General features: G+C 52.8%; 25 protein-coding genes. 11 read left to right on the forward strand and 14 right to left on the reverse strand.

All coding sequences use genetic code 11. From position 1 onward, the window contains the following. Window positions 1–68 precede the first annotated feature (68 nt). Window positions 69–5,600, reverse strand: coding sequence for a glutamate synthase-related protein (locus tag ACRQ84_RS17440; protein WP_064737763.1), 5,532 nt, complete (start codon window positions 5,598–5,600; stop codon window positions 69–71). A 900-nt stretch (window positions 5,601–6,500) separates the two neighbouring features. On the opposite strand from ACRQ84_RS17440, the gene arcB reads away from it, so the two are divergent. Continuing rightward, window positions 6,501–8,855, forward strand: coding sequence for an aerobic respiration two-component sensor histidine kinase ArcB (arcB, locus tag ACRQ84_RS17445; RefSeq protein ID WP_483816700.1), 2,355 nt, complete (start codon window positions 6,501–6,503; stop codon window positions 8,853–8,855). A gap of 877 nt (window positions 8,856–9,732) precedes the next feature. Next, window positions 9,733–10,455 carry a monofunctional biosynthetic peptidoglycan transglycosylase gene (gene mtgA / locus ACRQ84_RS17450; protein WP_483816701.1) on the forward strand — a complete coding sequence of 241 codons (723 nt, stop codon included), beginning with the start codon at window positions 9,733–9,735 and terminating at the stop codon, window positions 10,453–10,455. A 5-nt stretch (window positions 10,456–10,460) separates the two neighbouring features. Here the strand turns inward: mtgA and npr are convergent, their stop codons facing one another. The 11 genes from npr to ACRQ84_RS17505 all read right to left on the reverse strand — a co-directional run bounded on the left by npr (window position 10,461) and on the right by ACRQ84_RS17505 (window position 18,462). Continuing rightward, window positions 10,461–10,733, reverse strand: a complete 273-nt coding sequence (gene npr, locus ACRQ84_RS17455) for a PTS phosphocarrier protein NPr (RefSeq protein WP_008104379.1) — start codon at window positions 10,731–10,733, stop codon at window positions 10,461–10,463. Then, entirely contained in the window at window positions 10,730–11,584 is an 855-nt protein-coding gene (rapZ, locus tag ACRQ84_RS17460) for an RNase adapter RapZ (RefSeq protein ID WP_064737760.1), read from the reverse strand. The genes npr and rapZ overlap by 4 nt, the downstream gene beginning before the upstream one ends. A 51-nt stretch (window positions 11,585–11,635) precedes the next feature. Continuing rightward, window positions 11,636–12,118, reverse strand: a complete 483-nt coding sequence (gene ptsN, locus ACRQ84_RS17465; RefSeq protein WP_175501705.1) for a PTS IIA-like nitrogen regulatory protein PtsN — start codon at window positions 12,116–12,118, stop codon at window positions 11,636–11,638. A gap of 160 nt (window positions 12,119–12,278) precedes the next feature. After that, window positions 12,279–12,566, reverse strand: coding sequence for a ribosome hibernation promoting factor (hpf, locus tag ACRQ84_RS17470; protein WP_064737759.1), 288 nt, complete (start codon window positions 12,564–12,566; stop codon window positions 12,279–12,281). A 21-nt stretch (window positions 12,567–12,587) separates the two neighbouring features. Beyond that, window positions 12,588–14,027: an RNA polymerase factor sigma-54 gene (gene rpoN / locus ACRQ84_RS17475; RefSeq protein WP_483816702.1), complete on the reverse strand. Its 1,440-nt coding sequence runs from the start codon at window positions 14,025–14,027 to the stop codon at window positions 12,588–12,590. A gap of 48 nt (window positions 14,028–14,075) precedes the next feature. Further along, a complete protein-coding gene (gene lptB / locus ACRQ84_RS17480; protein ID WP_007886624.1) occupies window positions 14,076–14,801 on the reverse strand; it encodes an LPS export ABC transporter ATP-binding protein in 726 nt (241 codons plus the stop codon). A 5-nt stretch (window positions 14,802–14,806) separates the two neighbouring features. Continuing rightward, window positions 14,807–15,361, reverse strand: a complete 555-nt coding sequence (gene lptA, locus ACRQ84_RS17485; protein WP_064737757.1) for a lipopolysaccharide ABC transporter substrate-binding protein LptA — start codon at window positions 15,359–15,361, stop codon at window positions 14,807–14,809. After that, the gene (gene lptC, locus ACRQ84_RS17490; protein WP_064737756.1) at window positions 15,336–15,908 is read right to left on the reverse strand and encodes an LPS export ABC transporter periplasmic protein LptC; all 573 of its coding nucleotides are present in this window, start codon (window positions 15,906–15,908) and stop codon (window positions 15,336–15,338) included. The genes lptA and lptC overlap by 26 nt, the downstream gene beginning before the upstream one ends. After that, entirely contained in the window at window positions 15,905–16,471 is a 567-nt protein-coding gene (gene kdsC, locus ACRQ84_RS17495) for a 3-deoxy-manno-octulosonate-8-phosphatase KdsC (RefSeq protein ID WP_064737755.1), read from the reverse strand. The genes lptC and kdsC overlap by 4 nt, the downstream gene beginning before the upstream one ends. A gap of 13 nt (window positions 16,472–16,484) precedes the next feature. Continuing rightward, a complete protein-coding gene (kdsD, locus tag ACRQ84_RS17500; RefSeq protein ID WP_064737754.1) occupies window positions 16,485–17,465 on the reverse strand; it encodes an arabinose-5-phosphate isomerase KdsD in 981 nt (326 codons plus the stop codon). A 13-nt stretch (window positions 17,466–17,478) separates the two neighbouring features. Further along, window positions 17,479–18,462: a calcium/sodium antiporter gene (locus ACRQ84_RS17505; RefSeq protein WP_483816703.1), complete on the reverse strand. Its 984-nt coding sequence runs from the start codon at window positions 18,460–18,462 to the stop codon at window positions 17,479–17,481. A 227-nt stretch (window positions 18,463–18,689) separates the two neighbouring features. Between ACRQ84_RS17505 and mlaF the strand changes: the two genes are divergently transcribed. The 7 genes from mlaF (at window position 18,690) to murA (ending at window position 23,467) form a co-directional block, all read left to right on the forward strand. Continuing rightward, on the forward strand, window positions 18,690–19,505 hold the full coding sequence (gene mlaF, locus ACRQ84_RS17510; RefSeq protein WP_064737752.1) for a phospholipid ABC transporter ATP-binding protein MlaF: 816 nt from the start codon (window positions 18,690–18,692) through the stop codon (window positions 19,503–19,505). A 4-nt stretch (window positions 19,506–19,509) separates the two neighbouring features. Beyond that, window positions 19,510–20,292, forward strand: coding sequence for a lipid asymmetry maintenance ABC transporter permease subunit MlaE (gene mlaE, locus ACRQ84_RS17515; protein WP_064737751.1), 783 nt, complete (start codon window positions 19,510–19,512; stop codon window positions 20,290–20,292). A gap of 4 nt (window positions 20,293–20,296) precedes the next feature. Then, window positions 20,297–20,833, forward strand: a complete 537-nt coding sequence (gene mlaD, locus ACRQ84_RS17520; protein WP_064737975.1) for an outer membrane lipid asymmetry maintenance protein MlaD — start codon at window positions 20,297–20,299, stop codon at window positions 20,831–20,833. An 18-nt stretch (window positions 20,834–20,851) separates the two neighbouring features. Further along, on the forward strand, window positions 20,852–21,484 hold the full coding sequence (mlaC, locus tag ACRQ84_RS17525; protein ID WP_064737750.1) for a phospholipid-binding protein MlaC: 633 nt from the start codon (window positions 20,852–20,854) through the stop codon (window positions 21,482–21,484). Beyond that, entirely contained in the window at window positions 21,484–21,789 is a 306-nt protein-coding gene (mlaB, locus tag ACRQ84_RS17530; protein WP_064737749.1) for a lipid asymmetry maintenance protein MlaB, read from the forward strand. The genes mlaC and mlaB overlap by 1 nt, the downstream gene beginning before the upstream one ends. Window positions 21,790–21,903: 114 nt before the next feature. Continuing rightward, entirely contained in the window at window positions 21,904–22,161 is a 258-nt protein-coding gene (gene ibaG / locus ACRQ84_RS17535) for a BolA family iron metabolism protein IbaG (protein ID WP_008104351.1), read from the forward strand. A gap of 46 nt (window positions 22,162–22,207) precedes the next feature. Beyond that, on the forward strand, window positions 22,208–23,467 hold the full coding sequence (gene murA, locus ACRQ84_RS17540; RefSeq protein ID WP_064737748.1) for a UDP-N-acetylglucosamine 1-carboxyvinyltransferase: 1,260 nt from the start codon (window positions 22,208–22,210) through the stop codon (window positions 23,465–23,467). Window positions 23,468–23,534: 67 nt separating this feature from the next. Here the strand turns inward: murA and ACRQ84_RS17545 are convergent, their stop codons facing one another. Next, entirely contained in the window at window positions 23,535–23,816 is a 282-nt protein-coding gene (locus ACRQ84_RS17545) for a helix-turn-helix domain-containing protein (protein WP_483816704.1), read from the reverse strand. A gap of 232 nt (window positions 23,817–24,048) precedes the next feature. Then, a complete protein-coding gene (ispB, locus tag ACRQ84_RS17550) occupies window positions 24,049–25,020 on the reverse strand; it encodes an octaprenyl diphosphate synthase (RefSeq protein ID WP_064737746.1) in 972 nt (323 codons plus the stop codon). A 252-nt stretch (window positions 25,021–25,272) separates the two neighbouring features. Between ispB and rplU the strand changes: the two genes are divergently transcribed. Both rplU and rpmA read left to right on the forward strand, forming a co-directional pair. Continuing rightward, window positions 25,273–25,584: a 50S ribosomal protein L21 gene (rplU, locus tag ACRQ84_RS17555; RefSeq protein WP_007886644.1), complete on the forward strand. Its 312-nt coding sequence runs from the start codon at window positions 25,273–25,275 to the stop codon at window positions 25,582–25,584. A 15-nt stretch (window positions 25,585–25,599) separates the two neighbouring features. After that, window positions 25,600–25,857, forward strand: coding sequence for a 50S ribosomal protein L27 (rpmA, locus tag ACRQ84_RS17560; protein WP_007886647.1), 258 nt, complete (start codon window positions 25,600–25,602; stop codon window positions 25,855–25,857). Window positions 25,858–25,982 lie beyond the last annotated feature (125 nt).

The raw sequence follows: 25,982 nt of genomic DNA on the forward strand, positions 1-25,982 counted from the left end.
GGTACGACACTCAATCCTGTTCAATCAAAATATAAAGTCTAAATTACACATGTTCAGTAACGCTGTAATCAGGAAAGTTTCCCGACTGCAGCAGCGATTTCTGGCAGTGCAGCACGCGCAAACAGCTCTTCAAAATCAGGCAGATGGCCGAGAACTTCACGGTTGCAGGCATCCTGATAAATGATCCAGCCATAAGTCGCCAGGCTGTCCATGGAGCGAATGTTGCGCTGCGTTAATGCTGCTTTGTAATCCGCCATACGTTTAGCGGCGATCAGGCTGGCCAGCTCGTCATCGCTGTAGCTCTCAATCGCTGAGCGAGCATGGCGTTGCAGCCGGCTTATCAACGTGAAATCTTCGGTCATCAGCAGATTACGTACCGCTTTTTCGACTGCTGGATCTTCCACCGCCGTGCCTTTCGGCAGTTTGCCCAGCGCCAGCTGCTGCGCGAGGCTCAGAACGGTGTAGTTATTCAGCAGAACAAACATCTCCAGCGTATCGGTCGCGCCGTAAGCCGGTACCGCACCGTTGGCAATGGTTTTACCGTCACGCCAGGCCGATTTGAATTTCGTGACCTGATGCGCAGCCAGCGACGTTGACAGCTCTTCCAGCAAGTCTTTGCGTGATTTGGCTTTCAGGATCTCGGTGCCATCCTGATACAGCAGCAGCGAACGCGGCATCACGTAAACAAAGTGGTGGCACTCGGTTTCCCAGTTATCCAGCAACCAGGCAGCGCGTGGCGATTGGGTCGCTTCCAGATGCCAGTTCAGCATGGTCAGCACCGCTTGTTTGTGCACCTGCGCCATTTCGTCTTCATCAGCGATAGAGCCAAACAGCACTGAGTCACCTGCCGCGTGGGCAGCCAGCGATCCGTACGGATCGTACTGATAAGCAAAACCGCCGCTCATGCCGTTGCCGAAGCCTTTACCAAAAGTGCCGAGGTTAAGGATGGCGCCGTTGGTCATGTATTCGCAACAGAAGTCGCCAACACCTTCAACCACGGCGGTTGCGCCGGAGTTACGCACGGCGAAACGGTCACCCGCCTGGCCCTGCACGAACAGACGACCGCCGGTTGCGCCAAATAGCGCGAAGTTACCGATCAGCACGTTGCCGTCACTATCCTGTGCACCGCCGCCTGGTGACATCACCACCAATTCGCCGCCGCACTGGCCTTTGCCAACACCGTCGTTACAGGTGCCGTAATGCTTCATCTGCATGCCGTCGTTGCAGAACGCGCCAAACGACTGACCGGCAGAACCGCTGGTGTTAATCAGCACGGTGGCGGGTGCCAGATAGTGACGACCGCGATCGTCTTTCAACACCGCTGGCAATGCTGCCAGCTGCTCTTTCGAGAGTTCATGGTTCAGCATGCGCTCTATATCGATCGCCAGCTGGCCACCCACGCTCTTGTTACGGTTGTTCAGCGTGATGCCCGCGCCCAGCGCGATTTCACGGCTCGCTTCGCCAACCAGCTGGGTTTTCAGCTCGCTGACCCAGCCATCATCCAGCTCAAAGTCTTTTTCCAGATACACCGGCTTGGCAATTTTCTGCTCTGGCACCACGGTCAACATGGCGCGCAGATCGAGTTTGCCAACTTCCAGCGGGTGATCCATCAAGTGCAGCAGATCGGAACGGCCACGCGCTTCACGCAGCGAACGCAGACCGAGACGCGCGAGGAATTCACGTACTTCCTGCGCCACGTTGATGAAGTACTGCGCCAGCTGGCGTGGATCGCCATCAAAGGCTTCGGCATTGGTGGTTAAACCGGCCGGGCATTTGACGTTACAGTTTTTCGCCATCACGCATTTCAGCATCATCAGCGCAGTGGTGCCGAACTCGAAGCTGTCGCCACCGAGCAGAGCAGATTTGATCACATCGCTGCCGGTCTGTTGCGCGCCGGAGCAGCGCAGCTGCACTTTGTCGCGCAGGCCGTTGGCACACAGCGCCTGATGCACTTCGGCAATACCGATTTCCGCGACGCGGCCGGTATATTTCAGGCTGGTAACCGATGCTGCGCCGGTGCCGCCGGTATTACCCGCCACGTTAATCACATCGGCGCCAGCTTTCGCCACGCCGACGGCGATGGTGCCGATACCTTCGGACGACACCAGTTTGACAATGACGCGCACGCGCGCGGCTTTGCAGTCGTGGATCAGCTGAGCCAAATCCTCGATTGAGTAAGTATCGTGGTGCGGCGGCGGTGAAACCAGCTCAACACCCGGTGTACCGCCACGTGCTGCGGCAATCTCAACGGTCACTTTTGCTGCTGGCAGCTGACCGCCTTCACCGGGTTTTGCGCCCTGACCGATTTTGATCTCCAGCTCTTCCAGCATTGGGTCAGCCAGATAAGCCGCCCAAACGCCGAAACGACCGGATGCCAGCTGTTTAATGCGCGAGGCACGGATGGTGCCGTGACGTGAATAGTGTTCACCACCTTCACCACAGTTACTCATGCCGCCAACCATGTTCGTTCCGTGCGCGACGGCTTCGTGCGCAGGTGCAACCAGCGCACCGTGGCTCATGGCACCGGAAGCAAAGGTGCGCGTGATTTCATGTGCCGGTTGAATCTCTTCCAGCGGCAGCGATGGCAGGGCGGTGAAGATCAGCGACAGATAATCCGCGGCTTTACCATAAGCGGTAATGTGCAGCACGCCATCCGCCACGTTACTGCTCTCGATATCGTCGGTGAAACGGGTTTTCAGCGCACGTGACAGCGCTTCCAGACGCTCGTTCTCTGGTTTCAGGCCAGCAATCGCATCGATCAGGCGCAGTTCGAACTGGTTCAGGCTGCCGTTCACCGCTTCGCATTTCAGACCACGCGTGGCGAAGCCGTTGTTCACCAATGAATAGCGACCCAGTTTGCGACCAAATTCGGCTTCGCTATCCACGTGGGTCAAATCGCACGGCAGCGCGAGGATATCGCGCAGCGCCGCAGGACGACGTTTACGTTCGGCATGCATCAGGCCGGAGAACTGACGGTAATCTGGCGTGATGGCAAAGGTATCGATCACCTCATTCGGAATGCGCTCGAAGCTGCTGTCTTTAAAGGCTTCTGCTTTAATGTTGAAAGCGTTATCCAGTTTGGCCAGCGTCATCAAACGAATAAAGTTGTCCTCTTCGCGCTCTTTGTTAGCAAAGCGAATCGGTTGTTCCGTCATATCAATAAAGGTACGCACCGCGATGGTACCGTACGAGTGGCCAGCACCTTCAGCACGCTCTTTGAACAAGCCGAGCAGAGGCACTTCCGCTTCGCCCTGAATTTTCAGCGAGCTTTGATGCCAATCTACCGCCATCTGAGCGATTGCCGGGAAGCCCGCGCCGCCAACCGGGGTTTTGATATTCGGGAAGTACTTTTTCAGTACCGGATCGTCGGTATTCAGGAAGTTTGGCTCGAAGAACTCGCCGCAGCTGTAGCTCTCAACGGTACACAGGCCAACTTTGCCCATGGTTTTCATCAGCGCTTTTTCGGCTGCCTTGGCATAGCGTTTAAAGGCTTTGTTGCCTTCCTCGCCTTCACCGAATTTCTCTTCTGCACGCATCTGCACGCCGAGTGGGTAAACAGCGGAGGCGCCAAAGCCCAGCGTCGCCGCAATATGGTGTGAAGAGATGCTTTGACCGCTTTCGACCACCAGCGAAACATCCAGACGCAGACCTTCCTGCACCAGACGTTGGTTGATCGCCGACACCATCAGCAGCATAGGGATCGCCGCGTGTGTTGACGAGATGTGGCGATCGGTGATCACCGCGATGCCACCTTGCTGGCGTGCGAAATCCACCACTTGCTGCGCTAAGTCATCAATGGCTTTTTCCAGCGCGTTGGCGTTGGCTGCACGGCTGACGATATCTTTGCCGACTACAGGCTCGTACAACATCTCGAAGCGCGCGTAAGGGGCAACGGTTTGCTCGCGCAGGCGCAGCATGTCGAGGTGCGTCAGGATCGGCGTTGGAACAATGATTTGCTGGCCTTTGCTGCGGCCGAGATGCGGTTTTGCACCTAAAGCGACGCGTAGCGTCATGCCATCCGCTTCACGAATTGAATCAAGCGGCGGGTTAGTGACCTGCGCAAAGCGTTGTGAGAAGTAGTGGGCCATGCCGCCTTCATGGTCTGACAGGCCGTTGATGGCGTTGCCGTAACCCATCGCCGAGATCTTCTCAGCGCCGGTTTGCAGCATCGGATCCATCATGAATTTGAAGCTTTCCTGGTTGTAGTAGTAAGCGACAAAACGCTGATAGGTTTTGAGGTCACCACGATAACGCAGTGGCGAGCCGAGTTGTTCGGCCTGAATCTCTGGCAGATCCCCCAGATCGACGCGCGCTTTGCTCAGCAGCGAAAGGTAATCTTTCTCGGCCGCCAGTTTTTCCAACGCTTCTACCGTGGTGTAAGAGCGTTTCTCTTTGTGATCGTAATAGAGCATGCCGCCCGCTTCGATACGGCCGCGACGCAGTACGCTTTCTGGCGGAAAGGCGATCTGGCCCGCTTCAGACATCGCACCGATGTATTCCGCGGTTTCAACGGAGCGCAGTGGACGCAGGCCGAGGCGGTCAAGACGTGCACCAATCACTTCGCCGTTACCGAAGATCAGGGCAGCCGGGCCATCGTTCTTCTCTTCATATAGAGAGAAGTATTCGAGCATGGCGCGCACTTCGTTAGAGAGTGATGTGTCGTTCTCCCACGCTGGCGGCATCATGGAAACCACCGCGTTGATCAGGTCGAGGTTGTCTTCCATCAAACGGCTGTGAATGCTCTGGTCGAGACGTGAGCTGTCTGACTGACCTTTTGGACGCACGATTTTTTTACCGCGCGCCAGCATCAGCGCCGCTTCGGCGATGCGGTTTTTACGATCGGTATTCAGCTCGCCGTTGTGCGCCATTAAGCGGAACGGTTGCGCCATGGTGGTGTGCGGATCGGTGTTGGTAGAGAAGCGGGTGTGGAAGAACAGCCCGCGCACCTGATGGTCCGCATCGGTCAAATCTTTGAAGTAAGGAATCACTTCATTGGAGTTCAGGCGTGCTTTAAATACCTGCGTGCGCGAGGAGAGCGACAGCGGATAAAGACCGCCGAATTCGCTTTCGGTAAAGGCGCGAGCTTCGATATCCAGCAGCGCGCGATAGATCTGACGCTCGAATTCGAGTTGTTCAGTCACTTCCTGCGGCGCAGCAAAAATCCACTGCACAATCGGCAGCTGGAATTGCAGGGCGGCTGGGCGCGTCACGCTGCTGTCCAGCGGCATATCGCGTTTCACTAATACCGGGAAGTTGTGCGCTGCCAGCGTTTCTTCAACCAGGCGCTCAGCGTTAGCACGCAACTCCGCGTCTTTTGGCACAAAGAAGTTACCCACGCCAAAGCGACCCGCTTCTAGCGCCAGGCCGGTGACTTTGCGGAAGAAGTTCAGGGAGAGATCGACGTTCACACCCGCGCCATCGCCCACGCCTTCGGCAGACATACCGCCACGGTGCGGTACCGTGCACAGCGCGCTATGGGCCATCCGCAGAATTTCATGAGTCTGCTCGCCGTCCTTACGGGTAATGAAACCTACACCACAGCTGTCACTTCCGGCTGATGGGTCATACAAACCATAGGGATTCGGTTTTTGCGTGGACATTGAGAGTCTCCTTAAACTTCTTTTGACATTACCTGCATTATTTCGTGTACCGCAGCGTGACTGATTCAGGCTGCGCGGCGGTATCAATTCTTGTGCCGCTCAGTAATAAGCGGGCGTCGCAACACCGAGCAAGGGCTCTTAAGACACTGTTGTCACGTCCTTAATGAGCTGCTCTTAATTCCGGTCTCTTTCGGTAGATAGCTTGCATCTAGAGGGAGTCTTCTTGCTGCATAGATATGCCGAGACACAGGCCCACCAGGAAAGCTCCCAGTGGAATTCCAACTTATCGGGAAAGCGAACTCAGGTCAAATAGCCAGCTTTGTTGAGGGTAATCGGCTTTATTGTGGGTTAATACAATGATTAGTAAGGAAATGTCGCGTAAATATATGTCAATCTCACGCTGAGTATTACCCCAGGAAGTGTGAGCCGTCTCACTGTGACCCAGCCCTCTAATATCCAAACAATGCTGGCAGGCATGCTTATAACAGCATTTAATTCTGTAAGGGGCAGTTGATACACAGCATGTATCTGTTTTTCTTATGGCGTCATATTTGAATTAAAATGGCGCTGCCATTAGTAAAATTAATCACGTGAGTCTTGCTTAAAAAATCATTAAAGTTGAATGGGTATGCAATAAGGGTGTGCGGCCATCAGGACAAATGGCTGCCAGGGTGCTGATTAGCACAGGATGTTGAGAAAAGGGCCGCAAAAGCGCGGCCCTCCAGATTATTCAGTTGGCAGAATTAGTCAAGCGCTTTGCGCATATAGAAGGGAACGTCGGCGAAATCACGCTGTGATGCACCATTACAGGGCATAACCCGCGCGATACTGTAGGGTGAAGCGGCGCAGCGTAGCGATAATTACGCTATTATGGGCCAGATTTCGTTCAGGGAGCTCGTAATGAAACAGATTCGTCTTTTAGCGCAGTACTACGTTGATTTGATGGTCAAACTCGGCCTGGTACGCTTTTCGCTGCTGTTAGCCTCGGCGCTGGTGGTGCTGGCGATGGTGGTGCAGATGGCCGTCACCATGGTGTTGCGCGGACATGTGGAAAGCATCGACGTTGTACGATCTATCTTCTTCGGTCTGTTGATTACGCCCTGGGCGGTCTATTTCCTCTCGGTGGTGGTCGATCAGCTGGAAGAGTCGCGCCAGCGTCTATCGAAACTGGTGGATAAGCTTGAAGAGATGCGCACGCGCGATCTTGAGCTGAACCAGCAGATGAAAGAGACCATCACCCAGCTTAATCAGGAAATTAACGATCGTATTAACGCTGAGCAGGCGCGTGAGCAGGTGATGGATAAGCTGCGCGAAGAGATGGCACGCCGCGAGCAGGCGCAGATTGAGCTGGAACAGCAATCCTCTTTCCTGCGCTCTTTTCTTGATGCGTCACCGGATTTGGTGTTTTACCGCAACATTGATAAGCAGTTTTCAGGCTGTAACCGCGCCATGGAGCTGCTGACCGGCATGAGTGAAAAGCAGCTGATTGGCCTGACTCCGCGTGATATCTATGATGATGAAGCCGCCACCAAAGTGCTGGAAACCGATGAGAAGGTGTTCCGCCACAATGTGTCGTTGACGTACGAGCAGTGGCTGCAATATCCCGATGGGCGCAAAGCCTGTTTCGAAATCCGTAAAGTGCCCTATTACGACCGTGTGGGTAAACGCAGTGGTCTGATGGGCTTTGGTCGCGATATTACCGAGCGTAAGCGCTATCAGGACGCGCTGGAGAACGCCAGCCGTGAGAAGACCACCTTTATTTCTACTATCAGCCACGAGCTGCGTACGCCGCTTAATGGCATCGTCGGGCTGAGCCGTATCCTGCTGGATACCGATCTCAATCAGGAGCAGCTGAAGTACCTCAAAACCATCCATGTTTCGGCTATCACGCTGGGCAACATCTTCAATGATGTCATCGAAGTAGACAAAATTGAGCGCCGCAAGGTGCAGCTGGATAATCAGCCGCTGGATTTCACCGGCTTCCTCGCCGATTTGGAAAATCTCTCCGGCCTGCTGGCGCAGCCAAAAGGACTGAAGTTTGTCATGGCACCGGAACTGCCGCTGCCGCATAAAATCTCGGCAGATGGTACGCGTCTGCGTCAGATTCTGTGGAACTTGATTGGCAACGCCGTGAAATTTACCCAGCAGGGCGAGATAGTGGTGCGCGTGGCCTATCGTCAGGATGAAACGTTGCACTTTGAAGTGCAGGATTCCGGTATGGGCATTCCACAGGAGGAGCAGGATAAGATCTTCGCCATGTATTACCAGGTGAAAGATCAGCACGGTGGCAAACCGGCGACGGGCACCGGCATTGGTTTGGCGGTATCGCGTCGTCTGGCACAGGCGATGGGTGGCGATATCAGCGTTAGCAGCATCGCGGGGCAGGGTTCTTGCTTTACCGTCGAGATCAACGCGCCACGCGTCGCTGAGGAAGTTGAAGACGATAATCTGGATGACAGCATGCCGTTACCGGCGCTGCATGTCTTGCTGGTGGAAGATATCGAACTCAACGTCATTGTGGCGCGCTCGGTACTGGAAAAGCTGGGCTGCAGTGTAGACGTCGCGATGACCGGCACGGATGCGCTGGCGATGTTTGATCCGCAAGAGTTTGATCTGGTTCTGCTCGACATTCAGTTACCGGATATGACGGGTCTTGATGTGTCGCGTGCCATCCATCAGCGCTATGCGGGTTCATCATTGCCGCCGCTGGTAGCATTGACGGCGAACGTGTTGAAAGACAAAAAAGAGTATCTCGATGCCGGCATGGACGATGTGTTGAGCAAACCGCTCGCCGTAACGGCGCTAACAGCGGTGATCAAGAAGTTCTGGGATTATCAGCAAGAGGCGGAAGAGATTGTTAATGACGCCGCTGACGAGCAGTCACGCACGCTATTAGATGTGCCAATGCTTGAGCAATACATTGAGCTGGTTGGCCCAGGCTTGATTACACAAAGTCTCACTATGTTCGAACAGATGATGCCGGGTTATCTCGACGTGCTGGATTCCAACATGATGGCGCGCGATCAAAAAGGCATTGCTGAAGAAGGACACAAGATTAAAGGCGCAGCAGGCTCGGTTGGCTTACTACATCTGCAGCAGTTGGCGAAACAGATTCAATCACCGGAATTACCAGCGTGGTGGGACAACGTGCAGGAGTGGATAGACGAACTAAAACAGGAATGGCTGAAAGACGTAAACGTATTACGTGAGTGGGTAGCGGAGCGGGAAAAATTACAGGACGTTAGAAAAAAATGACCCCAGTCGAAACTGGGGTGCGCGAATACTGCGCCAACACCAGGGAAATGGGTACTGCTGCTATGATTAGAAATCGAATAAGAAAGCAGCAGTTCGGTATTGGTTAACGCTATAAAATCACCTTAACAAATTCGCCAACGCTTGTGACAAGATTCATTAAATTGTGTGATGTTGAGCAGCGATTAAATACAGAAAACATTAATTTGCTGACACAGTCAAGCAAGGAATTAATTTCTTTGCCATATTGCATCTTTTTTGACCAATTGTTCTGCTTTTTGCCTGGTTTTGCTTCAGTTACTCGCAGGAAAAGCCAGGCAGAAGCATAGAAAATCTGATTCTGACATAAAATAGGATTTAAGTAAGGTTAACGTGCTGATATTCATCGGTAAAACGAGTTTTTTTGATGGGTTATCCAAAACGTTTTGGAAACCTTCGGTAGAAAGTTCCAGTTTCCAGTTTAATGAATAATGTAAACCAAATGAGAGATAAATCGCTTTACCATCAATGAGGGTGAATTAAGGCGATAAAGGGTGAATTCTGCCAGTTTTTTCAGAATGGTCTCGGTTATCAATGAGCATCTTCGAACGCTACTAAAAATGATAGTTAAGTATTGTGAAAGGTTTTGCGTGATCGATATCACATTCAGTTAAGGGTTTAGACAGGCAGCTACTGTTGTATTAGTCATCATGGAACCGATTCCTTTTTTATGGAAGTGCTTGATGTGATTGGCTCTAATAGAGCAACGTTGATTGCGCAGGCAACAATCTCCCCTGAAGGTTTTGCCGTTCTGAGGATAAATTTTGGTGGTTAATGGTAGGTGCTTGCTATTGTGACTTGGGTAATTGATTAATGCCGGGAACAGGTAAGAGAAAATTGCATGAGTAAGAATAAAGGGACGTTGGGAAAAAAGATAAAAGTGCTGATTGCAAAAGTGCTGCTGGCTTGGCTAGGCATCTGGTTAGCGGGTATTTTGCTGTTTGCCTTTTTGCCTGTGCCGTTCTCGGCGGTGATGGTGGAGCGGCAACTCGGCGCCTGGTTTACAGGGCGCTTCGATTATGTCGCACACTCCGATTGGGTTGGCATGGATGAGATCTCGCCGTGGATGGCGTTAGCGGTGATCGCCTCGGAAGATCAAAAGTTTCCTGAACACTGGGGCTTTGATGTTGACGCTATCCAGTCTGTACTGGATAACGATGGCAATGAGCGCATGCGCGGGGCTTCAACCTTGTCTCAGCAGACAGCAAAAAACCTGTTCCTGTGGGATGGCCGCAGTTGGATGCGTAAAGGGCTGGAAGCGGGGTTGACGGTAGGAATTGAAACCGTCTGGACTAAGCGACGTATCCTCACGGTTTATCTCAATATCGCTGAATTTGGCAATGGCGTGTTTGGCGTCGAAGAGGCTTCGCAGCGCTACTTCCATAAACCGGCCAGCCGGCTGACCATGTCTGAAGCGGCGTTACTGGCGGCTGTCTTGCCTAATCCGATCCGTTTCCGCGCCGATGCACCCTCGGGCTATACGCGCCAGCGTCAGCAATGGATTATGCGGCAGATGCGACAATTGGGCGGCGAGGGCTTCCTGAATCGCTATAAGCTGCACTGAAAGGATTAATCTTCGTCAAATCCTGCTTCAAACAGTTCAATGACTGCCGCCAGCGCCTGCTCTTCCTGCGGGCCGCTGGCTTCGATTTCAATATGGCCGCCTTTTGCTGAATCGAGCATCAGCAGTGCAATCACGCTGCTGGCTTCGGCTTCGGTGCCCGATTCGTTTCGCAATAACACTTCAGCATCGAAACTCTGAACCAATTCAAACAGCTTCATCGCCGGGCGCGCATGCATGCCCAGTTTATTCCGAATTTCAACGGTTTGCTTCACGGTCATGATTTACGTTTTTCCAGAGTGCGATGACGAGACTGCACATTTTTACCGCGTGAGCGGAAATAGTCCGCCAGTTGTTCAGCAATATACACAGAACGATGCTTCCCGCCGGTACAACCGATGGCGACGGTAAGATAGCTGCGGTTATTGGTTTCCAGCATTGGCAGCCACAGTTCCAGATAGCTGCGCGTTTGATAGATGAAGTTGTGCACTTCGGTGTGGCGATCGAGGAAAGCGGCAACCGGGCGATCCAGGCCGGTCATCGGACGCAACTTGGGATCCCAATGCGGGTTAGGCAGGAAGCGCACATCAAACACATAATCGGCGTCGATTGGGATGCCGTGTTTAAAGCCAAAGGACTCAAACACCATCGTCAATTCACGCTCGCGTTTGCCCAGCAGGCGCGTACGCAACATTTCTGCCAGCTCGTGAACCGACATTTCTGAAGTATCGATAATCAGGTCAGCGCGCGAGCGCAGTGGCTCCAGAAGATCGCTCTCTTCATCGATGGCGCTCTCCAGTGACAGATTTTTGCTAGAGAGTGGATGCAGGCGACGCGTATCGCTATAACGTCGGATTAGCGTATTGCGATCGGCATCGAGAAACAGCAACTGCGGCGAGAAAGTATCGGGCAGATTATTGAGTGCGGCTTCAAAAACTTCCGGCGATTCGGGCATATTACGCACGTCAATGCTCACCGCCGCAGAGATATTACGTTCGGTTAAGGTATTTGCCAGTTCCGGCAGCAGCACCACCGGCAAGTTATCGACACAGTAAAAGCCCATATCTTCAAGGGCACGCAGCGCAACTGATTTTCCTGAGCCTGACCGACCGCTAACGATCATCAGCACCATCACATTTCTCCCGTTTTAAACCGGCGAATACGCCGGTAAAGTGTTTGTCGCTTAAGAGTGTGCTTCCTGAGCTTCTGTGATAATGGCGTAGAGCTCTTCGTCGCTTTGTGCCGCACGTAAACGACGGCAGACGGTTTTATCCGCCAGACGTTTGGCCACTAGCGAAAGCGTGTGCAAGTGGGTCTTACACTGGTCCGCTGGCACGAGCAGAGCAAACAGCAGGTCAACCGGCTGATTATCTACCGCATCAAAGGCGATGGGTTGATCAAGGCTGATAAACACGCCTACAGCACGTAACGTGTCCTCTTCCAGCTTGCCATGTGGAATGGCGATGCCGTTGCCGATACCGGTACTGCCCATACGTTCGCGGGTCAGGATGGCTTCGAAAAGCGTCTGGTGTGGCAGATTGAGCTGCTTCGCTGCCAGCTCGCTGATAATTTCCAGCGCGCGTTTTTTGCTCTGGCAGTGTACGCCGCTACGGGTACAGTCCAGCGAAAGGACCGAGCTCAATTCCAGTGTTAGATCGTTGTTCATCATCGTTTCACTTGCGAGTTCACTGTGCCGTGAGGTTCAGGCAATTGATTTCATTGCCGTTCGCCCGTTGGCGCTTGCGCAGATGACAAAACGGGGCGGTAATATCCGCCCCATTTTTGCTCTAAGTGCCGAATCAGTCGGCACTCTGCAAGCGTGAAGGTTAGTGTTTTTTCAGTTTGTCTTTGTGTTTGGTCAGCTGACGGGAAAGCTTATCGATTAACCCGTCGATGGCCGCGTACATATCTTCCGCTTCCGATGTGGCGTGCAGCTCCCCGCCGTTGACGTGCAGTGTTGCATCCGCAATCTGCGTCACCTTCTCTACTTTTAGAACAATATAAACCTGATTGATACGATCAAAATAGTGTTCCAGTTTGGCAAATTTGCTATTTACAAATTCACGCAGAGGTTCGGTTATCTCAACATTAAGTCCGGTAAGGTTTAGCTGCATAGGTCTTCCTTCTTCGTTCGGTCAAACCAATTGCTTACGCTGGTTTGATGGCGGTATCGATAAAGACTCGCGATATTTAGCAACCGTACGTCGCGCTACCATGATGCCCTGTTCGGATAACATGGAGGTCAGTTTGCTGTCGCTCAAGGGTTTTGCGGGATTTTCCGCCGAGATTAATTTTTTCACCAGTGCACGAATCGCCGTAGAAGAGGCTTCGCCGCCGCCTTCGGTGTTGACGTGACTGGAGAAAAAATACTTCAGTTCAAAGATGCCACGCGGGCTGTGTAGATACTTCTGCGTGGTGACGCGGGAAATGGTGGACTCATGCATATCAACAGCCTGAGCAATGTCTGCCAGCACCATTGGACGCATATACTCCTCACCCTGCTCAAAAAACGCCTGCTGCTGTTCAACGATACAGCGTGTCACTTTCAGCAGCGTATCGTTACGGCTCTCCAGGCTCTTAATCAGCCACTTGGCTTCCTGTAAGTTGCTGCGAATAAACTGATTATCGCTGTCATTACGTCCTGCTCCGCCCATCGCAGCATACTGCTGATTGATTTTCAGGCGCGGCATGCTGTCGGAGTTGAGTTCAACCGTCCAGCGCTTGCTGATTTTACGAACCAGCACATCGGGAATGACATATTCGGGTTCGCTGGTATTGATCGACTGGCCTGGGCGCGGATCGAGCGACTGAATCAGCAGCATCGCGTCCTTAAGCACTTCTTCCTTGAGACGCGTCACGCGCATCAGGCTGCGGAAGTCATGATTGGCCAGCAGATCGAGGTGTTCACTAACAATCAGACGTGCTTCAGCCAGCATCGGCGTTGCGGCGTCGTATTGCGATAGCTGTACCAGCAGGCAATCACGTAAATCGCGTGCACCCACGCCGACCGGATCGAAACGCTGCACGCGTTTGAGCACGGCTTCTACTTCTTCCAGCGCCAGCTCTTCATCGCCAATACTGTCATAAATGTCTTGTAAGCTGACGGTGAGATAACCGGTGTCGTCAATAGCATCAACGATTGACGTGGCAATCGCGCGATCGGTATCAGTGAACGGTGTTAACTCAACCTGCCACATCAGGTAATCCTGCAGCGATTGGGTGGTTTCGCCCTGATAGATGGGCAGTTCGTCGTCCTGGTAATCGGTGCCCGTGCCTGAAGGTGTTCCAGCGGTGTAGATTTCGTCCCAGGTTGCATCGAGAGGAAGCTCATCGGGCATTTCTTTCTGTTCAAGTGCCTCGCGCGTGTCTAAAGAATCACTTTCCTGATCCTGAAATTCGCGTGCGTCGACTTCTTCATGCAGATCGGTTTGCTCAAGCAGCGGATTGCTTTCCAACGCCAGTTGCAGTTCTTGCTGGAGTTCAAGCGTAGAAAGTTGCAGCAAGCGAATTGCTTGCTGCAACTGTGGAGTCATCGCCAGCTGTTGGCTGAGCCTGAGTTGCAAACCTTGCTTCATAATTCGGTAAGAATTTCCTAAGCAAACGTAGGGTGTTACAACACCTTATCAGAGTCTGAACTCTTCGCCCAAATAAACACGCTTAACCTGCTCATCTACAAGAATTTCATCAGGCGTGCCATGGGCAATCAAATGTCCCTGGCTAACGATATAAGCGCGTTCACACACCGCGAGGGTTTCACGCACGTTGTGGTCAGTAATCAGCACGCCAAGGCCGCTGTCACGCAAATGCTCGATGATTTTCTTGATGTCGATAACCGAGATCGGATCAACACCGGCAAATGGCTCATCCAGCAAGATAAATTTAGGATTAGCGGCCAGCGCGCGCGCAATTTCCACACGACGACGTTCACCACCCGATAGCGCCTGGCCCATGCTGTCTCGCAGATGGGCGATATGGAACTCCTCCATCAGCTCGTTGGCACGATCCTGACGCTGCTCTTCCGTCAAATCATCACGAATCTGCAGAACCGCCATCAGGTTGTCGTAGACGCTCAGGCGGCGGAAGATCGAGGCTTCCTGCGGCAGATAGCCGATGCCGCGACGCGCGCGCGCATGCAGAGGCAGAATGCTGATATCTTCATCATCAATCACAATGCGGCCCGCATCGCGCGGCACAATACCGACCACCATGTAAAACGTGGTGGTTTTACCGGCACCGTTTGGACCCAGCAGGCCGACAATCTCGCCGGACTTTACCTGCAGGCTAACATCTTCCACCACGCGGCGGCCTTTGTAGGCTTTCGCCAGGTTCTCAGCGATTAGTGTAGCCATAGCAATCAGTTACTCTTTTTAGGGCTCGCGGACGAACCGTTTTTGTCCTGCAGCTGCGACGGTACCAGAACGGTGGTCACGCGCTTGCTCTCACCCTGGCTGAAGGCCTGCATCTTCTGCTCTTTCACCAGGTAAGTGATGCGGTCGCCTTTGATATTGCTGTCCTGCTGCTGAATAAAGGCATTACCTGTCAGCTCAACAAAATCATTCGCCAATTCGTAATGCAGCTTACTAGCATGCCCTTGCACTGGCTTGCCGCTGTCCTGCATCTGATAGAAGGTGGCTGGCGTACCGTAAGCATCAACGATGGTTTTTTTACTGTCACCGCCCGGACGGGTGACCACCACTTTATCGGCGGTAATCTTGATGGAACCCTGAGTCACAATCACGTTGCCGGTAAAGGTCGCGACGTTGCCCTGTAAGTCCAGCGCCTGGTTGACCGAGTCAATATTCACCGGTTTATCGGAATCGCCGGTTAACGCCAGCGCAGGCAGGCTCGTTGCCAGCAGCGTAGTCACCAGCAATAACTTAAGGCTATTTTTTTTCATTTTGAATTTCATAGGAAGTTTTGACCTTTTCAAGCAGCTCAGCATGTTTCGTCCGTAAATTGCCGCGCATTTTCATGCCAGTGGAATTAAAACTGCGGCCAAAAAGGGTGACTTGATCGTCAGATGTCACATCCTGGGTGACCAGATTAACCTGAGCGTTATCGGTAAGGATGCGCTCAAGCTGTGAATCCTGGGTCAACGAATTAACCACAACGTTACCGTATAGATAAAGCATACGATCTTTAGTCAGCTTTGCCTTATCAGCGCGTACTGACCATGTTGCCACTTTATTTTCGTCATACGTGGTCATCACCGGATTATCAAACCAACTTATCTCATCGGCAGCAAAGTAGGTCACTTTATCCGAGACCAGTTTATAGCCCAGCGCACCCGTAGGGTTATACACCACCGTATTCGATTTCTCGCTGGTATAGGTCGGGGCTTGATCGTTGGTCGCCATCGGCGTTTTGTCGTCATCCTGGTTGGTGAGATTCCAGCCGATCAGCACTAAGGCGATCAAGGCCAAAATCAGCGTCATCCAACGCCTGCTCTTACTCATATTGATTGCCCTTTGGCATCCTCAAACTTGTTTTGCGCCATCAAAATCAGATCGCACAACTCACGTACTGCGCCGCGCCCGCCCGCGATGCGGGTAACATAATGCGCGCGCGGCAGCAAAATTGGGTGAGCATCGGCAACGGCAACACTTAAACCCGCCTGCGCCATTACCGGCCAGTCGATCAAATCATCGCCAATATACGCAACCTGCTCGGCAGATAATGACAGTTTATCCAGAAGTTCACGCCAGGCCAAAAGCTTATCCGATTGTCCCTGGTAAAGATGCGTAATGCCAAGCGTCTTGCAGCGATCTTCCAGCAGTTTTGCCTTACGGCCGGTAATAATAGCCACTTCAACGCCTGAGGTCAGCAGGCAACGCACGCCGTAACCATCGCGCACGTTAAAAGCCTTTAGCTCTTCACCGCTGTTACCCATATAAATCACGCCATCGGACATCACACCATCAACGTCGCAAATCAGCAGGCGAATCTGCGCAGCTCGCGCCATGACTTCTGCGTTCACCGGACCGTAGCAAGTCTCGACCATCGCCGTTTCAGCACTCATTATTTATTCCTGTTCAGACCACGCCAGCGCGCAGCATGTCATGCATATGTACCACACCGAGCAGGCGATCGTCATCGGCCACCAGCAGGGCGGTGATGTTTTTGTTTTGCATCAAATTAAGGGCGTCAACTGCCAGCATATTGGGCCGCACGCGAATGCCGCCGCTGGTCATAACATCCTGAATACTGGCCGTCTGGAAATTGATGCCCATATCGAATACGCGGCGTAAGTCACCATCGGTGAAGATGCCTTCAATTTTCATTAGGTCATCAACAATTACCGTCAAGCCGAGATTCTTGCGGGTAATTTCCAGCAGCGCGTCGCGCATCGACGCATCACGGCTAACGTGTGGAATTTCATCGCCGCTGTGCATGATATCGCTGACGTGCAGCAGCAGTTTGCGGCCCAGCGCACCGCCAGGATGCGACAGCGCAAAATCTTCCTGAGTAAATCCGCGCGCTTCCAACAACGCCACGGCCAGCGCATCGCCCATCACTAATGTGGCGGTGGTGCTGGTGGTTGGTGCCAGGCCGAGCGGACAGGCTTCCTGCGGCACTTTCACGCAGAGATGCACATCAGCGGCGCGCGCCATCGCACTCTCCGGACGACCGGTAATACAAATCAGCTGCACTTTCTGGCGCTTTAATACGGGAACTAAGGCGAGGATTTCGCCGGATTCACCGCTGTTGGAAATCGCAACCACCACGTCATTGGTGCTGACCATGCCGAGATCGCCGTGGCTGGCTTCGCCGGGATGAACAAAAAAAGCGGGTGTGCCGGTGCTGGCAAACGTCGCCGCCATTTTTTTACCAATATGCCCGGATTTGCCCATGCCCATTACCACCACTTTGCCGCGGCAGGCAAAAATCATCGCGCAGGCGCGATCGAAATCGTCATTGATATATTGATCAAGCTGCTCCAGCCCTTCGCGTTCGATGCGCAGCACCGCTTTACCCGCATGCTGAAAATCGAAATCCGGTTGCTGATGTGACATGGTCAGTCCGTCCTTAATAGCTTGTGATAAGCATGGGGCTGAGCCACAGCCACAGCACCCACGCGACAAATCCACCTAATAATAGTGTGCCTGCGATGCGACCAATACGCCGTTTGCGCAGCAGGCAGAGCAGGGCGAATAGTACGCTGACCGCCAGCATCACCCAGTAATCACGTGCAAAGGCATGGGCATCAATGCTGCCGGGATGAATCAGCGCCGGCAGGCCGAGCACAATCGCCAGGTTAAAAATATTCGCGCCAATTAAGTTGCCGATGGCGATATCGTCTTCACCTTTTAGCGCACCAGCGACTACCGTGGCCAGTTCAGGCAAGCTGGTTCCGACGGCAATTAGCGTCAAGCCCATCACCAACTCGCTTACGCCGAAGTAATCGGCAAATACGGTTGCATTGTCGATTACCATGCGCGTCGACATTGGCAAAATAATCAGCGCCACCGCCAGCCAAAGAAAAGCCACGGTATTGCCAGCTTCATCACGCGGCAGTTCGGCCAGCTGTTCACGCGTTAGCGTGTCGTTGTTGTCGCGTTCGGCACGGCGAGCAATGCGGATCACCACCAGCAAATAACTCAGCGCAATCAGCAGCAATGCGATGCCATCGATACGGCTAAGGTGATTATCAAACAGCATGATGCCGCTGAGCAGTGTGACCAACAGCATCAATGGCAATTCGCGCCGAATCAGATTGGAGTGTACTGTCAATGGGTGCAGCAGCGCCGCGCCGCCAAGAATTAAGAGAATGTTGGTAATGTTTGAACCCAGCGCGGTGCCTACCGCTAAATCCATCTGTCCATGCTGTGCAGCCGAAAAGGAAACAATCAATTCCGGTAAGGAAGTGCCAATGCTCACCACGGTCATGCCAATGATCAGCGGTGGAATGCCGAAGGATCGACAGAGGATCGCGGCACTGAACACCAAACGATCGGCGCCGTAGACCAGTAAAATCAATCCGATAAACAGCAAGGCTGAGGCTACGAACATTAATAATCCTTGATGGATGGAGGTGTCGGCGAACCTTATCCGACAAGTAAAAACATGCTGCACGCGGTTAGAAGCGCTGATTTTGACTGTGTGAGAGGCAAAAGTAAATTTTAAGGCCGTTTTCGCCACACATAGTGGGTAAGTTTCTGTAAAACTATCGTGCATTTGAGGTTAACAGGCTAACATCCACAGCTTTAACCACGCCCGATCCGCATAAAGAGGTAAAGATGATTCAGCAGCAAACGAATCTGGTTGAGGTTCGTGGCGTCAGTTTCACGCGCGGCAATCGTACCATCTTCGATGACATCTCGTTAACAGTACCCGCCGGCAAGGTCACTGCCATTATGGGACCGTCCGGTATAGGTAAAACCACGCTTTTGCGACTGATCGGCGGGCAGCTGCAGCCTGATAAAGGCGAGATTTGGTTTCGCGATCAGAATATCCCGACGCTTTCCCGCACCAAACTGTATGAAGCACGCAAAAAGATGAGCATGCTTTTTCAGTCGGGTGCACTTTTTACCGACCTCAACGTTTACGAAAACGTTGCGTGGCCATTGCGTGAACATACGCAGCTCCCTCCAGAATTATTGCACAGCACCATATTGATGAAGCTGGAAGCGGTAGGTTTGCGTGGGGCGGCTAAACTTATGCCCGCAGAGCTCTCTGGCGGCATGGCACGTCGCGCTGCGCTGGCGCGTGCGATCGCGCTGGAGCCAGAACTGATCATGTTCGATGAGCCTTTTGTGGGCCAGGATCCGATCACTATGGGCGTGCTGGTGAAGTTAATTGATGAACTTAATCATGCATTGGGTCTGACCTGTATTGTGGTTTCACACGATGTGCCTGAGGTCTTGAGCATTGCCGATCATGCCTATATTGTTGCCGGACAAAAAATTATTGCTCAGGGCAGCGCGCCGGAACTGCGGGAAAATCCCGATCCGCGTGTGCGCCAGTTTATTGAGGGTCATGCGGATGGCCCGGTGCCATTCCGTTTTGCTGCGGGTGATTATCTCAGCGACTTGACCCGCTCAGGGAGAACGTAAACTGATGTTGTTACAGGCGCTAGCGTCATTTGGACGTCAGGGAATTAATACCTGTGCCGCTTTTGGCCGCGCAGGCCTCATGCTATTTCATGCGCTGGTGGGTAAGCCCGCGTTTCGTCGACATGCGCCGCTGCTGATAAAACAGCTGTACAGCGTAGGCGTGTTATCGTTGCTGATCATCGTGGTATCCGGCCTGTTTATTGGCATGGTGCTGGGTCTGCAGGGTTATCTGGTGCTCACTACCTATAATGCTGAAACCAGCCTTGGCATGCTGGTGGCGCTCTCGCTGCTGCGTGAACTCGGACCGGTAGTAACGGCATTACTTTTTGCGGGCCGAGCAGGTTCAGCCTTGACGGCAGAAATTGGTTTGATGAAAGCCACTGAACAGCTCTCCAGTATGGAGATGATGGCCGTTGATCCACTACGTCGCGTAGTATCACCGCGTTTCTGGGCCGGCTTTATCAGCATGCCGCTGCTGGCGCTGATCTTCACTGCGGTAGGTGTTGCTGGTGGCGCGTTGGTTGGCGTGAGCTGGAAAGGGATCGATCCCGGCTTCTTCTGGTCGGCGATGCAGAACGCGGTAGATTTCCGCACTGATGTCGTCAACTGCATGATCAAGAGCGCAGTCTTTGCCGTCACGGTAACCTGGATTGCGCTATTTAATGGCTATGATGCCATCCCGACCTCGGAAGGGATCAGTCGGGCGACAACGCGTACCGTGGTGCATGCTTCACTGGCGGTACTCGGTTTGGATTTTGTGCTGACAGCACTGATGTTTGGGAATTGATGCAATGCAAAGCAAGAAAAACGAAATCTGGGTTGGCGTCTTTATGCTGGCTGCGCTGTTGGCGCTGTTGTTCCTCGCCCTGCGCGTCGCCGATCTCAAATCCTTTGGCACCCAGCCGACCTGGAAGCTGTATGCCACCTTCGATAATATCGGCGGATTAAAAATCAGTTCACCGGTTAAAATTGGTGGTGTGCTGATAGGCCGGGTGGCGGATATTTCGCTGGATCAGAAAACATTGTCACCGCGCGTGACCATGGATATTAGCGAAGACTACGCTGACAAAATCCCGGATACCAGTTCGCTGGCAATCCGCACCCAAGGTCTGCTCGGCGAACAGTTCCTGGCGTTAAATCTGGGTTTTGACGATCCGGAACTCGGTTCCGCGATGCTGAAAAATGGCGGCACCATTCGTGACACCAAGTCAGCCTTGGTGCTGGAAGACCTGATCGGTCAATTCCTCTATAAGAGCGGCGATAACAAACCTGACGACAAATCACAGGGTGCCGAGAGCGCACCAGCTACACCTGCTACAACGGAATAACTTACGAGGTAAAACATGATGTTTAAGCGTTTACTGATGATTGCCCTGTTGGCAATTGTACCGCTGGCTGCCACTGCAGCAGACCAGAGCAATCCTTATAAGCTGATGAACGAAGCGGCGGATAAGACCTTTACGCGCCTGAAAAACGAACAGCCAAAAATCAAGCAGGATCCGAACTATCTGCGAGAAGTAGTGCGTCAGGAACTGATGCCTTACGTACAGGTAAAATATGCCGGTGCCTTGGTGCTCGGTCGCTATTATCGCGACGCGACGCCTGCACAACGTGATGCCTACTTTGCCGCGTTTGGTGATTATCTGGCGCAGGCTTACGGCCAGGCGCTGGCGCTTTACAACGGTCAAACCTACCAGATTCAGCCGGAGCAGCCGATTGGCGATGCCAAAATCGTGGCGATCCGTGTCACCATTATCGATCCGAATGGTCGTCCACCCGTGCGCCTCGATTTCCAGTGGCGTAAGAACAGCCAAACGGGCAACTGGCAGGCGTATGACATGGTGGCAGAAGGCATCAGCATGATTACCACGAAACAGAATGAGTGGGGCGACCTGCTGCGTACCAAAGGCATTGATGGCCTGACTGCTCAGCTGAAAAAATACGCCGCACAGCCGATCACCCTGGATAAAAAGCAATAATGAGTGAACCGTTACGCTGGCAGCGCACTGCCAGCACGCTGGCTTTAAGCGGCAAATTAGATCGTGATACCTTGCTGACCTTGTGGCAGGAACGTGACACTGCGATGGCGGATATCACCACGATTGATGTCGCGGGGCTGGAAAGGGTGGATTCGGCAGGTTTAGCGCTGCTGGTGCATCTGCGTGAAATCGCGCGTGCCCAAGGCAGCGCACCGCTTTTCTCCGGGATCTCCGATAAACTCCAGTCACTGATAACGCTGTATAACCTGCAGCAGATTATTGTTTCTGCGGAAAAAATCGCCTGATTGTCGGATGTCGATGCTAAGCCCCTGATTTTTTCAGGGGCTTTTGCGTATTTAAGAGTCAGACGCTTTCCTCTAAGATGTCTGCCTTATTATTATTAAGTGAAGTAACGAGCGATGGAAAATAGTGAAGTTCAGGCCGTGCTGATGCAGGCGCTGGCATTAGAAGAAGTACACGTACTCAGCAACGATGGCAGCCATTTTCAGGTCATCGCGGTGGGCGAAATGTTCGGCGAACTGAGTCGTGTGAAGAAGCAGCAGGCTGTGTACGCGCCGCTGATGGAATATATTGCGGATAACCGTATTCATGCGGTTTCCATCAAAACTTATACCCCAGCCGAGTGGGCGCGCGACCGTAAACTCAACGGTTTCTAAGCGCCTCACCGGTTGTTTTTTTGATAGATAATTGAGAGCCGTGTTAATGGACAAATTTCGTGTGCAAGGCCCCACCCGTTTAAGTGGTGAAGTGACCATTTCCGGGGCGAAGAATGCTGCGTTGCCGATTCTGTTTGCTGCACTGCTGGCAGAAGAGCCGGTAGAAATTCAGAACGTGCCGAAGCTGCGTGATATCGATACCACCATGAAGCTGCTGAATCTGCTGGGTGCGCGCGTTGAGCGCAATGGTTCGGTCCACGTTGATGCTCGCGAAGTTAATGTCTTCAGTGCGCCATACGATCTGGTGAAAACCATGCGTGCTTCGATCTGGGCGCTGGGTCCGCTGGTGGCGCGTTTTGGTCAAGGCCAGGTTTCGCTACCGGGCGGTTGTGCCATCGGTGCGCGTCCGGTTGATCTGCATATTACTGGCCTGGAACAACTGGGTGCGGAAATTAAGCTGGAAGAAGGCTACGTTAAAGCTTCTGTGAATGGCCGCCTGAAAGGCGCGCACATCGTGATGGACAAAGTGTCTGTCGGCGCGACCGTTACCATCATGAGCGCCGCCACGCTGGCGACCGGCATCACCATCATTGAAAACGCTGCGCGTGAGCCGGAGATTGTCGATACAGCAAACTTCCTCAACACGCTTGGCGCGAAAATCACGGGCGCAGGTACAGACAAAATCACCATCGAAGGGGTTGAACGTCTGGGCGGCGGTGTTTATCGCGTACTTCCAGATCGTATCGAAACCGGTACTTTCCTGGTTGCAGCGGCGATTTCACGCGGCAAAGTACTGTGCCATAAAACTCAACCAGATACGCTGGATGCGGTATTGGCCAAACTGCGTGATGCCGGTGCGGATATTGAAGTGGGTGAAGATTGGATCAGCCTGGATATGCATGGCAAGCGTCCAAAAGCGGTGAATATCCGCACGGCGCCGCATCCGGGCTTCCCAACTGACATGCAGGCGCAGTTCACGCTGCTGAACCTGGTGGCAGAAGGAACCGGTGTGATTACCGAAACTATCTTCGAAAACCGCTTCATGCATATTCCCGAGCTGATTCGTATGGGCGCGCATGCTGAAATCGAAAGCAACACGGCGATTTGTCACGGTGTTGAAACGTTGTCGGGTGCGCAGGTGATGGCAACCGATTTACGAGCATCAGCGAGCCTGGTGCTGGCGGGTTGTATTGCAGAAGGCACTACCTTGGTTGATCGCATCTATCACATCGACCGCGGTTATGAGCACATTGAAGATAAGTTGAAAGCGATGGGTGCCAATATTGAGCGCGTAAGCGGCGAGTAATCTCTTCCTTCGCAGATAAAAAAACCAGTCACGGTAACGCGGCTGGTTTTTTTTCACGTGTTCACCATCAGACCTGTGTACGATCCTTCAGCGATCGTATGCGCTTCTTCCGATCCCGCAGCAGGCCAGTAACGGGGTCATAATAGCGGCTTGGCCAGATCTCTGCCGGGTGTACTTTAATCGCATTAGCAATCAGCCATTCACCCTTGGGCCAGGGCCGCGACAGCGCATTGGCCAGCGTCGAGGAACTCAGCCCTGAGTCACGAGATAATGCTGCCAGTGATGTGCCTTTCTTGCGCAGTGCAGCAATGATGTCAGCCGGGTGCCAGTCCTCTTTCCTTGTGTACATAACTTCTTCTCCGTGTCCGTGTTGTTACTTCATCTCTACTGCAAAATCTTTCCCGTTGCAGAGATTTCTGGAAAAAATCCGCATTTTTATAGCAAATGTTTCCTATAAATTTCCAGTAATTGTTTGCTCGGCGCACGAAACTGCGTCGCTTTTCTCAAAAGCGATGTAAGGAATGTAAGAGGAAGGAGGGCGGTTGAGAAAGGAAACGGGGCCAATTGAGGCCCCGCTGAAATCAGAAGTCGCGCTGCACGGACATGTGCGCCAGAGCCTCGAGCGCGCTGCGCCACGGGGTTTCAGGCAATGCCTGCAGTGCTGCGATCGCTTTATCAGCTTCCTCTTCAGCACGTTTACGCGTCCACTCTAGCGAGCCAGTTTGTTGCATCGCCGCCAGCACCGGTTCCAGAAGATGACGACCGTTGCCTTCTTCAATGGCTTGGCGAATCATCTGCGCCTGCTCAGGCGTTCCGTTGTGCATCGCGTGCAGCAATGGCAGCGTGGGCTTGCCTTCGCTCAGGTCATCACCGGTATTTTTGCCCAGTGTTTCGCCATCGGCACTGTAATCCAGCAAATCATCAATGAGCTGAAAAGCGGTGCCAAGATAGCGACCATAATCCTGCAGCGCTTTCTCCTGCGCTGGCGTAGCCTCGGCTAATATTGCCGACGCCTGCGAAGCGGCTTCGAACAGGCGGGCGGTTTTGCTGTAAATCACCCGCATGTAGCTCTCTTCAGTGATATCGGGATCGTTGCAGTTCATTAACTGCAGCACTTCGCCTTCCGCGATCACGTTGACCGCTTCCGACATTAGCGCAAGGATCTTTAAGGATCCCATACTGGTCATCATCTGGAAGGAGCGCGTATAGATAAAATCGCCCACCAGCACGCTAGCCGCATTACCAAACGCAGCATTAGCGGTAGCTTTGCCACGGCGCATATCGGATTCATCCACCACATCATCGTGCAGCAGCGTCGCCGTATGGATAAATTCGATCAGCGCCGCATTGGTGATGTGCAACGAACCCTGATAATTCAATGCGCGTGCTGAAAGCACAGCGATCATCGGACGGATGCGTTTGCCCCCGCCGCTGATGATGTAATAGCCCAACTGGTTAATCAGTGAGACTTCTGAATTCAGCTGTTCGAGGATGGTCTGGTTGACGGCCGCCATGTCCTGCGCGGTTAATTCATTAATCTGTTCTAAGTTCATTCGTCTTTTCAGCTTTACTCGTTTTTTGCATGGTAAGCGCTTTACACAGCGTGAGTTCAGGTAATCTGTTACTGATTGTACTTGAAAAATCGGGTTGCGAAACGTTTGCATTCGCCTTGCGCTTTTTTTCTGCAAGAGAGTGCAAAGTGCTCTTGTCTTCTGCTGGAGTATTGCGTAGAATTCGCGCCCTATTGTGAATATTTATCGCGCCGCCTGATGAATAGAAAGGCACGCGCAGAAGCGGAGTTTTATATGTACGCGGTTTTCCAAAGTGGTGGTAAACAACACCGAGTAAGCGAAGGTCAGACCGTTCGCCTGGAAAAGCTGGACATCGCAACCGGTGAAACCATTGAGTTTGACCAGGTTCTGATGATCGCAAATGGCGAAGACGTGAAAATCGGCGCGCCACTGGTTTCAGGCGGTGTGATCAAGGCAGAAGTTGTTGCTCACGGTCGTGGCGAGAAAATTAAAATCGTTAAGTTTCGTCGTCGTAAACACTACCGTAAGCAAGCTGGTCACCGTCAGTGGTTCACAGATGTGAAAATCACTGTGATCGGCGCGTAAGAGGAGATCTGACAAATGGCACATAAGAAGGCTGGTGGCTCGACCCGTAACGGTCGCGACTCCAACGCAAAACGTCTGGGTGTAAAACGTTTCGGTGGTGAATCTGTTCTGGCAGGTAGCATCATCGTTCGTCAGCGTGGCACCAAATTCCACGCAGGTAGCAACGTAGGTTGTGGTCGTGACCACACCCTGTTTGCCACCGCAGACGGCAAAGTAAAATTCGAGATTAAAGGCCCGAACAACCGTAAATATATCAGCATCGTTGCTGAGTAAGGTTGTCGTGCTGCAGGCGTTTAACGTCTGAATACACGAATGAAAGGCCCCGCAGCTTTGCGGGGCTTTTTACATTCTGCTACTGAGCTTACTGGATAACAGTTACGCTTTAGCACAGTTGCTGT

The sequence above is a fragment of the Pantoea sp. E2023-21 genome (assembly GCF_051302795.1).
GTDB lineage: Bacteria > Pseudomonadota > Gammaproteobacteria > Enterobacterales > Enterobacteriaceae > Pantoea > Pantoea ludwigii_A.

Coding starts and splice junctions, on each gene's coding strand:
- ACRQ84_RS17440 (WP_064737763.1), bottom strand. CDS start 5,600: ATGTCCACGCAAAAACCGAATCCCTATGGTTTGTATGACCCATCAGCC.
- arcB (WP_483816700.1), top strand. CDS start 6,501: ATGAAACAGATTCGTCTTTTAGCGCAGTACTACGTTGATTTGATGGTC.
- mtgA (WP_483816701.1), top strand. CDS start 9,733: ATGAGTAAGAATAAAGGGACGTTGGGAAAAAAGATAAAAGTGCTGATT.
- npr (WP_008104379.1), bottom strand. CDS start 10,733: ATGACCGTGAAGCAAACCGTTGAAATTCGGAATAAACTGGGCATGCAT.
- rapZ (WP_064737760.1), bottom strand. CDS start 11,584: ATGGTGCTGATGATCGTTAGCGGTCGGTCAGGCTCAGGAAAATCAGTT.
- ptsN (WP_175501705.1), bottom strand. CDS start 12,118: ATGAACAACGATCTAACACTGGAATTGAGCTCGGTCCTTTCGCTGGAC.
- hpf (WP_064737759.1), bottom strand. CDS start 12,566: ATGCAGCTAAACCTTACCGGACTTAATGTTGAGATAACCGAACCTCTG.
- rpoN (WP_483816702.1), bottom strand. CDS start 14,027: ATGAAGCAAGGTTTGCAACTCAGGCTCAGCCAACAGCTGGCGATGACT.
- lptB (WP_007886624.1), bottom strand. CDS start 14,801: ATGGCTACACTAATCGCTGAGAACCTGGCGAAAGCCTACAAAGGCCGC.
- lptA (WP_064737757.1), bottom strand. CDS start 15,361: ATGAAATTCAAAATGAAAAAAAATAGCCTTAAGTTATTGCTGGTGACT.
- lptC (WP_064737756.1), bottom strand. CDS start 15,908: ATGAGTAAGAGCAGGCGTTGGATGACGCTGATTTTGGCCTTGATCGCC.
- kdsC (WP_064737755.1), bottom strand. CDS start 16,471: ATGAGTGCTGAAACGGCGATGGTCGAGACTTGCTACGGTCCGGTGAAC.
- kdsD (WP_064737754.1), bottom strand. CDS start 17,465: ATGTCACATCAGCAACCGGATTTCGATTTTCAGCATGCGGGTAAAGCG.
- ACRQ84_RS17505 (WP_483816703.1), bottom strand. CDS start 18,462: ATGTTCGTAGCCTCAGCCTTGCTGTTTATCGGATTGATTTTACTGGTC.
- mlaF (WP_064737752.1), top strand. CDS start 18,690: ATGATTCAGCAGCAAACGAATCTGGTTGAGGTTCGTGGCGTCAGTTTC.
- mlaE (WP_064737751.1), top strand. CDS start 19,510: ATGTTGTTACAGGCGCTAGCGTCATTTGGACGTCAGGGAATTAATACC.
- mlaD (WP_064737975.1), top strand. CDS start 20,297: ATGCAAAGCAAGAAAAACGAAATCTGGGTTGGCGTCTTTATGCTGGCT.
- mlaC (WP_064737750.1), top strand. CDS start 20,852: ATGTTTAAGCGTTTACTGATGATTGCCCTGTTGGCAATTGTACCGCTG.
- mlaB (WP_064737749.1), top strand. CDS start 21,484: ATGAGTGAACCGTTACGCTGGCAGCGCACTGCCAGCACGCTGGCTTTA.
- ibaG (WP_008104351.1), top strand. CDS start 21,904: ATGGAAAATAGTGAAGTTCAGGCCGTGCTGATGCAGGCGCTGGCATTA.
- murA (WP_064737748.1), top strand. CDS start 22,208: ATGGACAAATTTCGTGTGCAAGGCCCCACCCGTTTAAGTGGTGAAGTG.
- ACRQ84_RS17545 (WP_483816704.1), bottom strand. CDS start 23,816: ATGTACACAAGGAAAGAGGACTGGCACCCGGCTGACATCATTGCTGCA.
- ispB (WP_064737746.1), bottom strand. CDS start 25,020: ATGAACTTAGAACAGATTAATGAATTAACCGCGCAGGACATGGCGGCC.
- rplU (WP_007886644.1), top strand. CDS start 25,273: ATGTACGCGGTTTTCCAAAGTGGTGGTAAACAACACCGAGTAAGCGAA.
- rpmA (WP_007886647.1), top strand. CDS start 25,600: ATGGCACATAAGAAGGCTGGTGGCTCGACCCGTAACGGTCGCGACTCC.